Source organism: Clostridium ljungdahlii (assembly GCF_001636845.1).
Lineage (GTDB): Bacteria > Bacillota > Clostridia > Clostridiales > Clostridiaceae > Clostridium_B > Clostridium_B ljungdahlii_A.
On sequence record NZ_LITT01000001.1, the window covers coordinates 106,955 to 121,708 of the forward strand.

Annotated in this window: 10 protein-coding genes; 7 read left to right on the forward strand and 3 right to left on the reverse strand. The window is 31.4% G+C overall.

Going from position 1 to position 14,754, the window contains the following annotated elements:
* Positions 1–81 precede the first annotated feature (81 nt).
* The 3 genes from WY13_RS00605 to WY13_RS00610 all read left to right on the forward strand — a co-directional run bounded on the left by WY13_RS00605 (position 82) and on the right by WY13_RS00610 (position 3,438).
* A complete protein-coding gene (locus WY13_RS00605; protein WP_063553782.1) occupies positions 82–1,626 on the forward strand; it encodes an ABC-F family ATP-binding cassette domain-containing protein in 1,545 nt (514 codons plus the stop codon).
* A 118-nt stretch (positions 1,627–1,744) separates the two neighbouring features.
* Positions 1,745–1,876 (forward strand): hypothetical protein, encoded by a 132-nt coding sequence (locus WY13_RS21980; RefSeq protein WP_278321756.1) that lies wholly within the window; start codon positions 1,745–1,747, stop codon positions 1,874–1,876.
* 287 nt (positions 1,877–2,163) lie between these two features.
* Positions 2,164–3,438 (forward strand): HAMP domain-containing methyl-accepting chemotaxis protein, encoded by a 1,275-nt coding sequence (locus tag WY13_RS00610; RefSeq protein ID WP_063553783.1) that lies wholly within the window; start codon positions 2,164–2,166, stop codon positions 3,436–3,438.
* A 128-nt stretch (positions 3,439–3,566) separates the two neighbouring features.
* On the opposite strand, the gene WY13_RS00615 is transcribed toward WY13_RS00610, so the two are convergent.
* The 3 genes from WY13_RS00615 to WY13_RS00625 all read right to left on the reverse strand — a co-directional run bounded on the left by WY13_RS00615 (position 3,567) and on the right by WY13_RS00625 (position 8,629).
* Positions 3,567–4,499 (reverse strand): indoleacetate decarboxylase activase, encoded by a 933-nt coding sequence (locus WY13_RS00615; RefSeq protein WP_063553784.1) that lies wholly within the window; start codon positions 4,497–4,499, stop codon positions 3,567–3,569.
* Between the two features lie 93 nt (positions 4,500–4,592).
* Entirely contained in the window at positions 4,593–7,190 is a 2,598-nt protein-coding gene (locus tag WY13_RS00620; RefSeq protein ID WP_063553785.1) for an indoleacetate decarboxylase, read from the reverse strand.
* A 53-nt stretch (positions 7,191–7,243) separates the two neighbouring features.
* A complete protein-coding gene (locus tag WY13_RS00625) occupies positions 7,244–8,629 on the reverse strand; it encodes a radical SAM/SPASM domain-containing protein (protein WP_063553786.1) in 1,386 nt (461 codons plus the stop codon).
* Positions 8,630–8,921: 292 nt separating this feature from the next.
* Between WY13_RS00625 and WY13_RS00630 the strand changes: the two genes are divergently transcribed.
* The 4 genes from WY13_RS00630 to WY13_RS00645 all read left to right on the forward strand — a co-directional run bounded on the left by WY13_RS00630 (position 8,922) and on the right by WY13_RS00645 (position 14,681).
* Positions 8,922–10,073 (forward strand): amidase domain-containing protein, encoded by a 1,152-nt coding sequence (locus tag WY13_RS00630; protein ID WP_156498937.1) that lies wholly within the window; start codon positions 8,922–8,924, stop codon positions 10,071–10,073.
* Positions 10,074–10,471: 398 nt separating this feature from the next.
* A complete protein-coding gene (locus tag WY13_RS00635) occupies positions 10,472–11,833 on the forward strand; it encodes a glycosyltransferase family 39 protein (protein WP_242866289.1) in 1,362 nt (453 codons plus the stop codon).
* Positions 11,834–11,932: 99 nt separating this feature from the next.
* Positions 11,933–12,700, forward strand: coding sequence for an ABC transporter ATP-binding protein (locus WY13_RS00640; protein ID WP_063553788.1), 768 nt, complete (start codon positions 11,933–11,935; stop codon positions 12,698–12,700).
* Positions 12,690–14,681 carry an FtsX-like permease family protein gene (locus WY13_RS00645; protein WP_063553789.1) on the forward strand — a complete coding sequence of 664 codons (1,992 nt, stop codon included), beginning with the start codon at positions 12,690–12,692 and terminating at the stop codon, positions 14,679–14,681. The genes WY13_RS00640 and WY13_RS00645 overlap by 11 nt, the downstream gene beginning before the upstream one ends.
* The last annotated feature ends 73 nt before the right edge of the window (positions 14,682–14,754 follow it).

Consider the following 14,754-nt stretch of genomic DNA (forward strand, 5'->3'; position numbering starts at 1 on the left):
ATTTATAGCATGAAATGATATGCTTTAAAAGCGCATAATATATTAATTTGGAAATACATAGATAAAGGAAGTAAATAAATAATGAGTATTTTAACAGTTGAAAATATGAGCCATTCATTTGGTGAAAGAGTATTATTTAAAAATGCATCTTTTAAATTATTAAAAGGAGAGCATATTGGTCTTATTGGTGCTAATGGGGAAGGTAAGTCAACCTTTATGAAAATTATTACGGGAGAGCTTCTACCGGACGGGGGCACAATTGAATGGAATCCCAAATTTAGCATAGGCTATATGGATCAGCATGTTGATCTAAAAAAAGGGAATACCACACTAGACACTTTAAAAGGTGCATTTTCAAAGTTATTTGATATAGAGAAAAAAATAAGTGATTTATGCAACAAGCTTGGTACTATGAATGAAAAAGAATTATCAAGAGCCCTCCATAAGCTATCAAATATGCAGGAAACTTTAGATAAAAACAACTTTTACAGCATTAATTCAAGAATACAATCTACAGCAGCAGGTCTTGGGATTAGAGAACTTTTAGATAAAGACGTTTCAGCTTTAAGCGGTGGACAAAGGACAAAGGTTTTACTTGCTAAGCTTTTACTTGAAGCACCAGACATTTTGTTATTAGATGAACCTACTAACCACCTGGATGAAGAACACATAGAGTGGTTAAAAAACTATTTAATAAATTACGAAAATGCCTTTATATTGATATCCCATGATAACAGCTTTTTAAACAGTGTTGTCAATGTAATATATCGCCTTGAACACAAAATCTTAACTAGATATCACGGAAATTATGATTATTTTCTCAAACTTTATGAAATGAGAAAACAGCAGCTGCAAATTGAATACAAAGAGCAGCAAAATAAAATTGCAAAGCTTGAAGATTATGTAAGAAAGAATAAAGCAAGAGCTGCAACGGCAAAACAAGCAAAGGCAAGAGAAAAAAAGCTAAACAAAATTGAAAGAATAGAAATTAAAAAGAACCTTATAAAACCTCGCTTTAATTTTAAAAGTGTAAAAATGCCGGAAAGTGTAATTTTTAGAGCCAGCAATTTGGTTATTGGATATGACAAGCCTTTAAGCAGACCTCTAAATCTAAAAATGAAAAGAGGAGAAAAAATTGCAATAACTGGAGCTAATGGTTTAGGAAAAACAACTCTATTAAAAAGTTTGATCGGATTATTAAAACCTATAAGTGGTGAAATAGTTTTAAGTGACTATAAAAAAATAGGCTACTTTGAGCAGGAGGTTGCAGAAAGTAATACCCATACGGTTTTATATGATGTTTGGAAGACTTTTTCTGATTTGACCCAAACTGAAGTTAGAAGTGACCTTGCTAAATGCGGACTAACAAGACAGCACATAGACAGTCCTATTAATATATTGAGTGGAGGAGAACAGGGCAAAGTTAGATTATGCAAGCTTATCAATAAACCAACCAATATATTAGTTTTGGATGAACCAACTAATCACTTAGATATCTATGCTAAAGATGAACTTAAGCGTGCTTTAAAGGAATATGACGGCAGCATAATTTTAGTGTGCCATGAACCAGAGTTTTATGAAGATATTGCAACGGATGTGTGGAATTGTGAAGATTGGAAAGTGTGAATGTCAAATAGCCTCCTATAGTACTCGTGAAACAAAAAATTTTGTACAGTGTATATATTAGTTAATATGTGATAATAATAGAAATAATGTTGAATTTTAAGAAGAGGGGTGAGATTAGGTGTCGCAAGGTTTAAAGATATTTTTAATTACTATAGGTGGATTAATTACAATGGCAACAATAGTGGTTGTATTTATAAGAATTATGACTAATGTTACAAAATATGTGAATGAAAAAAATGGGTCATATTAGAATGGATAAGTTTTTTAGTTTAACTTCACTATTTTCATGCAGCTAAATTAGTAAGTCTTATTTAAATAAAATTTAGTAAAAAATAGATTCTTTGACGAAAATTGCACAAAAAGTAAATAATATCTTGAAATATATTACAAAAAGGTGTAAGATGTAAAATGATAAGATATATACTTACAGATTTAAGTAATTTTGGGACAGGCAAATTTTCATATAATCATTTTACTGGCTAATTTTGTGTATTGGATTTTCAAGAACATATTATAAAATAGAAGGGAAGCGTCAAAATGCAATTTTTTAAGAATTTGAGTGTAAAGAAAAAGTTTATATTAGTATTTTCAATAGTTTGTATGTTTATAATTTTAATAGCAGCACAAAGTATATTAAGTTTATCAAAAATAAATGAGGGTTCTAGGAATCAAGTTATAATTATCACAGCTATAGCACTTTTAATTATAATTTTTATGGCTTACATATTAATTCAGAGTATAATGAAACCATTAAACACGATAAAATTATTTGGTGAAAAGCTTGCCAATTATGATTTTATATATAAGTTTAAGAACACAAGAAGTGATGAATTTGGACAAACAGAAGCATCATTAATAAAAGCACAAAATAATATTAGAGAACTTATAAATGCTATTATGGAAAATTGGCAGGGTATTAGTGCATCTTCTGAGGAACTATCAGCTTCAATTGAGAAAATAACATCTAAAATAAAAAATGTAGACCACTCAACAGTAGAAATAGATAAAGATGTTCAAGAAGAAAGCGCCACATTAGAAGAAATAACAGCATCCATTGAAGAAGTTAACTCAAGCATGGAGGAATTATCTTCAAAAGCTATGGATGGTAGCAGCAATGCTTCTCAAATTAAAGAAAGAGCAAAAGAAGCTCAGGTAAATGGCAAAAAAATATTGGAAGAAACTCATGCTATTTATGATGAAAAAGAAAAAAATATAATAAAGTCTATAGAAGATGGAAAAGTGGTAAATGAAATAAAAACTATGGCGGATGGAATTGCAGCAATTGCATCACAAACTAATTTACTTGCACTAAATGCAGCTATTGAGGCTGCAAGGGCAGGAGAAGCAGGCAAAGGATTTGAAGTAGTTGCAGAGGAAGTGAAAAAGCTTGCAGAACAATCAGCGGAAACCGTAAATTCTATTCAAGGTACCGTAGTAAAGGTGGAAGATGCTTTTAAAAACTTGTCAGAAAATAGCAAAGAATTACTTGAATTTGTTATAAAACATATTAGACCTACATTGCATGAATATAAAGATTTAGCAAAACAATATGATGAAGATGGTGAATTTGTAAGTTCCATGTCCGAAGAAATTGCATCTATGTCAGAAGAAGTGGAAGCCACAGTAAACCAGGTTAGTACAGCAGTACAAACTTTTGCAGAAAATTCACAGCTTTCTGCAGAGCGTACTGGGGATATTAAAGGTAATATTGATGAAACCTCAAAATCTATGGAACAAATGGTACAAACGTCACAAAATCAAGAAAAATTTGCTCAAAAGATTGATAAATTGGTACATAATTTTAAGATATAAGAAGGAGCGCTTAATATTTAAAATGAACCCTATGTCAATGACAATTAAAAAAAGAGTTTAAGTACCCTCATGTCATAAATGTGATGTGAGGGTACTTTTGAATTATTTTGCAATGCATAGATTTAATTTTATCCGATTATACATTTAACACCTTGTTCTTCCACTACTTTTCTTAACTGCTCCAATTTATCAGCTTCAGGGGATTTTGTATCCTTTAATTTATATTCTTTACCCAATTTATCATACTTGCTTTGTCCAAGATTGTGGTAGGGTAATATATTTATTCTATTTATCCCATTATCGTATGCAAACTTTGATGTATTTTGAATGTTTAAAATATCATCATTACATCCTGGAATTAAAGGAATTCTTATTAAAATATTTTTGGTTTTTTGAGATAAACTGCAAATGTTACTCAATATCATTTTATTGGGTACCCCTGTATATTTTTTGTGTTTTGAATCATTCATTTGCTTAATATCACATAGGAACAAATCTACAAAAGGTATAAAAGGTTCAATAACATCAAAAGGTGCATAAAGTGTAGTCTCAATTGCTGTATTAATATATTCTTCTCTACATGCTTTCAATATTTCTAAAGCAAAGTCATGTTGGTATAAAGGCTCTCCACCAGACAACGTAACGCCACCATTTTCTCTAAAATATGAAATATCGCGTTTTATCGCTTTCATTACATCCTTAACTGTTTTTAAATTTCCCCAGGTAACTAACCCTTTATTCGGGCAGGCATTCACGCAATCAAATTCCAAGCATTTTTTACATTTTCCCTTATCTATCTTAATATGATCTCCACCTGTTTTTAATTCAGTAATTCCTTCTATAGCTTTATTTTTACAAGCTATTACGCATGACATACAGCCCTGACACTTATCAACATGGTAACTAATTTCTGGTGAGGCAGCTTGTCCCTCAGGATTTGCGCACCACCAGCACTTTAGTGGACATCCTTTCAAGAATACAATAGTTCTAATGCCCGGCCCATCGTGAATTGAAAAGCTTTGAATATCGAAAACTATTCCTGTTTTATTCGCTATTTTAATTTCCTCCTTTTATCTCTCAATATATGATTAAATAACTATTTTATACATGTGGGATGGGATATGCACATCCAATAATTATATTATCTAATATTATTATATTGAAGTTCCATATTCTGTTCTGGCAATAATTTCATCTTGAATTGGCTTTCCTAACTCAACCCAGTATGCACTGAAACCGGCAACACGTACAATTAAGTCACGGTAGTTTTCAGGATGTGCCTGTGCATCTCGGAGCATCTTGGAGTCCACTATATTGAACTGGATATGGTAACCACCCTTACTAAAATAGCCTCTAATTAGGTCTACAAGGTGGTGTGAACCTTCAGTACCTTTAACAGCATTAGGATGAAATTTCATATTCAGCTGTACACTACGCATATCGGTACAATCTAGTTTAATTCCAGAATTCAATAGAGCCATAGGACCATTAACATCAGTTCCTGGAGTTGCTGAAAGGATGCCATCGGTCAATGTTACACCTGCTAATCTTCCATCAGGTGTTGCTCCACATACACGACCAAATGGACCATGTGATGATATGGATAATGCTGCCGGAACCCAATGATAGCCTAAATAGGTTGTTTGTTTTGAAACTATATCTTTATAATGCTGCCACAAATGTACGAAAATGCTATCAACATAATCATCATCGTTACCAAACTTTGGTGCATCAAGACATAATTTATGGATCTTAGCCCATTTCATATCAATTCGTTTTTGTTCAAGCATCGACGTACGACTATCTGATTTCTCATAACCGAAGTTTTCCTTTAAAGATTGTTTTAATTCATCCAAAGTAAATAATTTTTCTTCAAATACACACTTTTTGATAGCAGCAAAGCTGTTTGCTACATTAACCATTCCTGAATTCAACAGGGTTACTGACTTATTATAGCGACATCCATTTTCGTCCATAGGCCTACCGGTCTTAACACAATCCTTCATCAACACCGAAGCAAATACCAGAGGATTTATTTCACGGCGCATTTCTACTGTATAGTTCCATGCATCCATGTAAAATTTAAGATATTTTGATTCAACCTTGCACCATGCATCCCACAGTTTTTCATAACTGTCTATTTCCCCTAGGGGATCATAGCATCTTACGTTTGTTCTTGGATCAACACCATCATTAAGAACTATTTCAAGGATCTTTGGTTCATTAAAGAATGCCGGATGGGTGATACCGTGCGAGGTTCCCTGTGTTCCGATTTCAACACATCCTGCAATAGCTACATCTCTTGCATCCTCTAAAGTAATATCTTCTTCACTTTCATCTGTTAGTAAATGCTGAATGCTGATGTCGTTATTGAAGAATGCTGGATAGCCGCCGCCGCTCTTGCAGCATTCTGCAGCCTTCATCATCAGTTTATTGCTGGTCTTTGAACTGACCTGTACCCCGAGGGTTGGCTGTATTGTCTGCATATTAATACCAGCTTGTAAAATATCAAATTCCAGGTCATTTTCTGCTGGCAACCCATTTTTATCTACGCCACCCACTACTAGGTGCTGATATGCGTTTCCAGAAGCCATTGCAGACCATGCACGCGGTGCAATGTATTCATTCCCTGAGAATTTGATACGTATCTGTTCCATTACTTCAATAACTTGTGCACGTGTTAACTTTCCCTCTTTAAGATCTTTTTTGTAATAAGGGTACAACAATTGTCCCCATCTTCCTGGTGAAAGACCAACGACAGAACAATCATGTCCCACAGCGATATGGCCTATCCATGCAGATTGAAGTGCCTCCATGAAATTACGTGCAGGTTTTGCAGGAACCCATTCAAGCCTTTCTGCTATATCTAATAGTTCCTTTTTACGTGTCATATCTGTCTCAGCGTCTGCAGCTATGCGAGCTTGCTGCGCATAGTTCTTTGACCAATTTATTACTGCTTCACAGGAAATAATTGAAGCTCTCCAGAATAAGATCTTTTCGGCAACATCATAGGTAGTAGGTAAAGTATTGGCAATGTGTTCCTTGCATTCCTTGATAACATCCTCAAGGCCGCGCTCCACGATTATATCATAAGCAGGTACCCATCTGCCTTCCATTATGGAAACAACACTTAACGGCCACATAGTTACCTTATAGCCATTATTAAAGGTTTCTGCATCAGGCATGTTTTCGTTAATAAATTTTTCAGCTGCTTCATCAATACATTTGCCTTTCCAATAATTGCAGGCATCCAGAAGTGGCTGAACATCCTCATCTCTGATTGCATAAATTCCACACTGCTTCAAGCCTTTTATTTCAATATGTTTGCGTCCGCCACCCATTCCTATATCGTATATTTTTTTGTCCTCAACAGATTCACTATGACTTAACATAATCGGATAGAATTGCTGGCTGTATTGCAGATGAACCGGTGCTCCACGTGTGTAACGTGTTTTCTGCATTACAATTAATTCATCAGGTAGAATTGATGGAGTAACATTTTCCAGTGCATAAGCATAAGCTTTAGCATGGCGTATTAATACAGGCTCCCCATCACATTCACGCCATTTTTCTGTAAATAAAACTGAAAATTCTGGATCCAACATAAGTCTTGCATCTAAATAACGCTGCTTGATTCTCTTGTTTCTTTCAGTTGAAGGTTGTCCCTTAACTTCGCGATCAACAAACCCGGATTCTTCTTTTTCCTCCATAGTTGGTGGCCATGTAGGTGTTTGGTTTTTTTTAAGTTCCATAGAATATTCCTCCCTAATTAAAATATTTTGTATTTAGTCATAAAAGTTTGATATTATATTTTGTTATTGCCCATACATACTGAGCATAGGGAATACTTCTTAATATCCTGATTTAAAAGAGCATACTGAAGTCCTTTTACTTTGTTGGATTTCCAGATAGTATCGATGCCATCGTTGACCTGACCTAATAGCATATCACAATCAATGTCATAACAACATGGAGTGATACTCCCATCCCAGAGAACATTGAGTTTGGTAAATGGTTCTACACATAATGGCTGCAGTTTCGATATGCTGGATATAGGCTGTCTGCTGTATAAGGTCATTTTACCGTTTTCATCATAAAATTCAGGATCTCGTTCACGACTTAGAGGAATAAATCCAATATGATCTACAAAAGGACGGATCGGCTCAAGAAATTTTTGTGCACGTTCCAGTGACATCTGATTCCATTGGGGAATAATAGAAGATATTATAATCCATATCTTTCTATGCAAATTCATTTCCTCACGTTCTTTATGTAGCGCTTCCAATCCTTTGCAAATATCCAGTAAATGGGCTCCTTGTCTAACAGATTCATATGACATTTCATTTATACCATCAAGAGAAATTCCTATTACAGAAGGTTTCGCTGACAACAATTTCTGGCGGACCACTTTATTTATAAGAGCTGTGCCATTAGTCTGGATTCCAACAGTACAGCCAGCCCGTTTTCCACTTTCTATTAATTTATCTAGTTGATTGTGAATTAAAGGCTCACCCATAAAAAAGAGTTTAATGGAACCCCGCTTAATGATGGGAAAAGTAGTCCCAAAAATTAAATGCTGTACCTGTTTAACAAGTACTCTATTCTTCCATCCACCAAGCATTTTATCAAAAATCGCCGTATCCATAAATCCTACCTTACGGGTCATCTTACTGCGAGGGCACATAGTGCAGTTTAAATTGCAGGCATTAGTGGGCTCTACTTGAAGAGTTAATGGCGAATCAGGAATTAGCGCCACTATCGGTTGATTGGATGAGTTTATATGTACCCATCTTTTTAAAATATTTTCTGCACTCTGTTCTAGATCCTTTTCTCCAAGTTTATGGGCATAATGATTTACTTCTTTAACCATCTGAATTGTATTTTTTCCAAGCATATCCCCCCCATGGAGTGAAAGTTCTGTAATTTCTACCGTCTGTAATATTATCCGGTTTATAAATAATCTATGAAGCTTGCTTTCTTTATTTGCACTTAACGATTGGGTGATTAAATTTTGTAGATGTTTTAATCCGTTTGTTCTGTCACCTTTCCTAATGTAAGCCATTGCCAGACAATAGTGAACTTTGATATCCTCTGGATTTTCAATTAAAATAAGTGAAGTAAGTTCTATAATACCTTCATAATTTTCTTCACTATTTAGCTGGGATAATACTTTCATCATATTGTCTTCCATTCTTTTGTCTCCTTAGTATAATGTTATTTTAATCCATAATATAATTATTCTACATAATATTCTATAATCCTCTATAAAAAGAAAAGTTTTTAAGCAATGATGCACCCTTTAAGTTTATTGTAATAAAAGATAAATTCAAGTGATACAAAGTAGAATAATGTACAAAATTTGGCATGAAATTTGGAAATATATTTATCACATGATTTTATGATAAATTCCTAATCATATATATGAAGGCTTTTATTAAAATAATGGGCAAATTGTTAGGCCATCTTTTAGGAGGAGACTACTCGTGAGATTAAATCATGTGATGAAGAAAATTAAAGTTATGTCATTGTTAAAATACATAACTTTAATATTTATATTCTTAACGATCCCTATACTTAAATGTTCAATATGCAAGTCTAGGGAAAGTATAAATAAAGAAGAGATAAGTGCAGAAATTGGGAAAATATATAATTTTCGGTGCACTGCTCTTAAAACCGGTGACTATTCAACATTGAATAATTACTATGATACATCTAGACCAAGTGGTAGATATGCATTAGAGCATGAGGTAAAAAGAGCTAAATACTTGAAGGATTGGTGTAGTAAAAGAAATATAGAATTTAAAGATATTAAATCTACTATAAACTTAAGAAAAGCTATACCTCGTGGCAACGCAGTAAGATTAGTTATTGCAGAAAGTTATAAGTTTGATTATAAATATAAAAATGATGAAGCTGGTCCATTAAATTCATTTGGAGTAGGTATACGCCATACGGCAAGTGTAGTAAAAAAAGATGGAAAATGGCTTGTACTTAGTGATTGGTACACTGATTGTTTTGAAGATTCTCTTCAACTTTATACAGCAGCATTAAATAATAGCTTAAGTTCTTCAAAAAAATATTTCAATAATTTCAGTGGTAAAAGAAAAATGAGTTATGACAGGAAAAGTGCAGTGGCCTATGCTGACAAGTATTGTGGTATAGCTTGGGGAAATAGCAATAACTTTAAATATAATAGGAAGTATGATGATTATAATGGAGCAGGGGGAGACTGTACTAATTTTATATCTCAAGTATTGGGAGATAAAGAAGGAGGTGCCATGCGTACCAACGGTGAATGGCACCCAGGTACAAGAGCTTGGTCAAATGCAGATGGATTAAAAAACTATTTGCTACACAGTGGAAGGGGAAGTGTTATAAAGATTGGAACTTTTGACCAGTTGAGTGCTACTATATCAAATACGCCTAATGGAGTATTTAGTAAGTTAAAGATAGGTGATTTGATAGCTTATGAGAAAGGCAGAGGTAATATAGATCATTTTGCAATAGTAACAGGATTTGATTCTCACAATTACCCTTTGGTTAACTCCCATACCACAGATAGGTATCATGTACCCTGGGATTTAGGTTGGGGAAATAAAAATATAAGATTTTTTCTCATACACATGAGAGATTAAGAATTTTATAATAAGATTGAGTATCGATAACATAGGTCTGTGGCATTAAGAAATTAGTGCTGCAGACCTATGTTTATGCCTATTTGTATACAATACCTCAAATATGTGTTATCTCTTCCCTTACAGGAGAATATATACTTACCATATGAAATTAATATAACAAAAATGTAATGTTAATGAAATATAGTTCAATTGATGGCATAAATAGAATTGTATAAAATAAGTTACATGAAATGGAGTTAATGGTGTTAGTTAATATCTCAAAATGAAAATATTATATAAGTCATAAATAATATTGCAAAGGAGCGCGGTATGAATTATCTCAAAAAAAGTTTACAAACTTCATGAATATATCTTTAAAAATTATTTTTTTATTGATTATATTAGGAAGTATAGGAATGTCATTTTTAAGTCTTATAAAGTTATCATTCAAAAATATAATATACTTAATAATAAGTAGTTTAATTTTACTTTTAATTTGTTCATTAATAGGATACTTTATTTGTAAACTTTTGAAAAAAGGTTATTTTGATAAAGTAATATTATTAATAATTTTGTTATTGGCATTTTCATTAAGGCTATTATACATTTTATTAATAGATGTTAAACCATTTTCAGATTTTAAAATAATTTATAATTGTGGTCAAAAATTTGCATATGGAGACTACTCAGCCTTTAAAGGTACAAGCTATATAGCCAGGTTTCCTCATTTAGCAATATTAACATTATATTTTGGAATGATAATTAAAGTATTTCCAAATGCTTTACTGGTAATTAAATTAATAAACGTTATTTTATCAACAATAAATGTATATATTATTTATTTGATAAGTATAGAATTATATGCAAATAAAAAGGAATCAATCATGATTTCTTTTATAGCATGTGTATTTCCAGCATTTATATTTTATAATTCTGTAATTTATTCAGAAAATTTAGCTATGACATTTTTTTTAGGAAGTATCTACATATTTATTTTAGTAATAAAAAATAAAAAGAGTTCATTGTGGATTCTTGCTTCAGGATTATTATTAAGTATAGGTAATCTTTTTAGAATGGTAGGTATTGTTATTGTTATAGCGTACATTTCTTATTTAATAATTTATTATCGAAATAAAAAAAGCATTATGATAAGTATATTATTAATAATTTCATTTTTAATTCCATTAGGCACTACTAATACCATATTGTTAAGATTGAATATAACAGAATATTCGCTGTGGCATGGAAGAGAACCAGCTGCATGGACCTCTGCCTTAAAAGGTACAAATATTAAAGCTCTAGGTATGTGGAATAATGAAGACAGTCAAGTAGCAGAAAAATATAATTTTAATTATGATAAGGTTGAATCAGCTTGTAAGTCTATTATTAAAGAGAGATTGACGAATACACCATTGTATGAATTAATTGGATTTTATATAGTTAAATTTATAGGACAATGGTCAAGTGGCGATTTTTCAGGAGCATATTGGTCTACAGGTGAGGTTAGCATATTAAATTCAAGATTTACTTTGAGTATAGTATTATTCTTTTATTCTCAAATATTATACATTATTTTAATGATGTGCATATGTAAACAATTATTCCATATAAATCGATATTTGGATAATAAGCTAATAAACTTACTATATATAATTTTTTGTGGCTTTGGGCTGCTTTATTTAATTACTGAGCAACAACCGAGGTATGGTTATATAATATCATGGGTATTTATATTATTGTATCAATTACCAGTACAAGTAAGACAAACAAGGGATTAAGTGATATACATGTAAAATTGAACTACTTAATTATAATATCATTACATAGCAAAATCATTAATCTTTAAAATAGTACTAAGAAAAAAGGGAGATTTATAAATGAAAAATATATTAAGTGTAGAAAAAATTGAAAAATATTATGGTAGTAAAGATAATGTAACAAAAGCTATAGATAATATCAGCTTTAAGGTAGATGAAGGAGAGTTTGTTGGAATAATGGGACCTTCAGGAAGCGGAAAAACTACACTGCTTAACTGTATATCAACTATTGATAATGTTACTGTTGGAAAGATAATAATAAATGGTAGTGACATTACCAGGTTAAAATCAAAAGAATTAGACAAGTTTAGACAAAATGAGCTAGGATTTATATTTCAAGACTTTAATTTATTAGATACTCTTACGGCTTATGAGAATATTGCTTTAGCATTAACGATAAAAGGTGAAAAAAGTTCAGCAATAGATGAAAAAATAAAATCAGTAGCTAAATATTTAGAAATAGGACAAGTATTAGATAAATATCCCTATCAGATGTCAGGAGGACAAAAACAAAGAGTTGCTTCAGCAAGAGCAATAGTAGCTAATCCATCCTTAGTACTTGCAGATGAACCAACAGGGGCCATGGATTCAAAATCATCCAGATTATTACTTGAAAGATTTGAAAGCCTAAACAAAGAGTTGAATACTACCATACTTATGGTTACTCATGACTCTTTTACAGCAAGCTATGCTCATAGAATACTTTTTATTAAAGATGGAAGAATGTTTAGCGAGCTCATAAGAGGTAATGACACCAGGAAAGAATTCTTTAATAAAATTATAGAAGTTATAACTCTTCTTGGAGGTGATGACAACAATGTATTCTAAGATAGCTATAAGCAATATTAAAAAGAGTTATAAGGATTATACTATATATTTCTTGACGCTAATACTAGCGGTTTGTATATTTTACAGTTTTAACTCCATAGATTCACAAAAGGCGCTTATTGATATAAAATCTTCAAGTGCAAAATACATATCCAACTTAATGAAAATGATATCTGGTGTATCAGTATTTGTATCAATAATATTAGGAAGTTTAATATTATATGCAAATAATTTTTTAATAAAGAAACGCAAAAAAGAATTAGGAATATATATGTCTTTAGGTATGGGAAAAGTAAAGGTATCTAGGATATTAGTAACAGAGACACTTATAGTTGGAGTTATATCTTTAATTGCCGGTCTTATATTAGGAATGGGAACATCACAGGTTTTATCTATTTTTACATTAAGATTATTTGAGACCCCAATAAATGAATATAGATTTGCTGTTTCAATAAGTGCTATAGGTAAGACTATATCATACTTTGGAATAATGTTTTTAGTTGTAATGATATTTAATGTATTTGTTATTTCTAAGTATAAAATAATTGATTTACTAACAGCAGGCAGGAAAAATGAAGATATAAAATTTAAAAATTCATTTACATATTTATTAGCTTTTATTCTATGTGTGGTATTACTTGGATTTACGTATAGATCTATACTAAAGATAGGTTTGGATACAAGAAATCCTATGTTTAAGCCATTAATAGTCCTCTCGGTAGTAGGTACGGTATTATTTTTCTTTAGTTTATCTGGAGTAATACTATATATAGTAAACAGAAATAAGAATGTATATTTAAAAGGATTGAATATATTTGTAGTAAAACAAATAAGCAGTAAAGTTAATACAAATTTCATATCAATGTCAGTAATATGTTTAATGTTATTTATTACAATACTTATATTATCTACGGGAATAAGTCTTAAGAAGGATTTTGAAGCAGGGCTTGAAAAAGAAGCACCTTTTGATGCTAGTATAACAGTATACAATAATAGTAAAAAGAACAATTTAGAAGATGTATTGGCTAAGATTAATTTTAAAACAAGTAAAAATGAAAAGTACGCAGCTTACAATGAATATCTTTCAGGAGTGAAAGTAGGGGGGTTATTATCAATTACAGATGAAGATCATAAGGATGATGAAGTATCCTTTGTTAAAATATCCGATTATAATAAAATGTTGAAGCTTAGAGGAAAAAAAGAAATAAGCTTAAACAAGGATGAGGTTTTACTTATGTCCAACTATAATGAGTTGATTAAGTTAGCTCATGAAAAGCTTAAAAGTAGTAAGAGAGTTAATATTAAAGGAAAAGAGTATTTGGTGAAAAATGACAAAATGATAGAAGAAAATCTCGGAAATTATATAGTGCAAGATACTTATTTAACGGTAGTTATAAATGATGAAATTTTACCAAAGTCCAATAAAATTTATAAATCCATACTTAACGTAATGTATTCAGATAAAAATAGGGAACAAAATAATAAAAAGTATAGTGAAATACACGAAAACTTGTTAAATCATAAGTATAAAAGCTTAAGTATTTCAAATATGGATGCTTATTCAAAGGACGATATTTATTCTAGCAGTAAGAGCGGAACAACAGCAGTATTATTTGTTGGAATATATTTAGGACTAGTATTTCTAATAACCAGTATGGCAGTCCTTGCCCTTCAACAATTGTCAGAGGCTAGTGATAGTATAGAGCGATATAAAGCTTTAAAGAGAATTGGTGCAAACAAAAAAATGATAGATAAAACAATCTTCATTCAAACACTGATATATTTTAGTCTTCCAGTTACGCTTGCGTTAATTCATTCGATTATTGGTGTTTCAGTAGTTAATGAAGAAATAAGTAAGTTTAACCAAATAGATATTAGATTTTCAGCTTTAGTAACAGCGTTATTATTTGTTGCAGTTTATGCAGGATATTTCTATACAACATATACAGGATACAAAAATATAGTAAAAAATAATATCTAATATTATAATAATTATTAGGGCTATTAAATTTTGTTTGCCAAAGTTTAATGGCCTTATATTCTATATAGAAAGG

What these genes read in the sequence shown, in the direction of transcription:
- WY13_RS00635 (WP_242866289.1), top strand. Translation starts at nt 10,472, where the DNA reads ATGTCATTTTTAAGTCTTATAAAGTTATCATTCAAAAATATAATATAC.
- WY13_RS00640 (WP_063553788.1), top strand. Translation starts at nt 11,933, where the DNA reads ATGAAAAATATATTAAGTGTAGAAAAAATTGAAAAATATTATGGTAGT.
- WY13_RS00610 (WP_063553783.1), top strand. Translation starts at nt 2,164, where the DNA reads ATGCAATTTTTTAAGAATTTGAGTGTAAAGAAAAAGTTTATATTAGTA.
- WY13_RS00620 (WP_063553785.1), bottom strand. Translation starts at nt 7,190, where the DNA reads ATGGAACTTAAAAAAAACCAAACACCTACATGGCCACCAACTATGGAG.
- WY13_RS00645 (WP_063553789.1), top strand. Translation starts at nt 12,690, where the DNA reads ATGTATTCTAAGATAGCTATAAGCAATATTAAAAAGAGTTATAAGGAT.
- WY13_RS00625 (WP_063553786.1), bottom strand. Translation starts at nt 8,629, where the DNA reads ATGGAAGACAATATGATGAAAGTATTATCCCAGCTAAATAGTGAAGAA.
- WY13_RS00605 (WP_063553782.1), top strand. Translation starts at nt 82, where the DNA reads ATGAGTATTTTAACAGTTGAAAATATGAGCCATTCATTTGGTGAAAGA.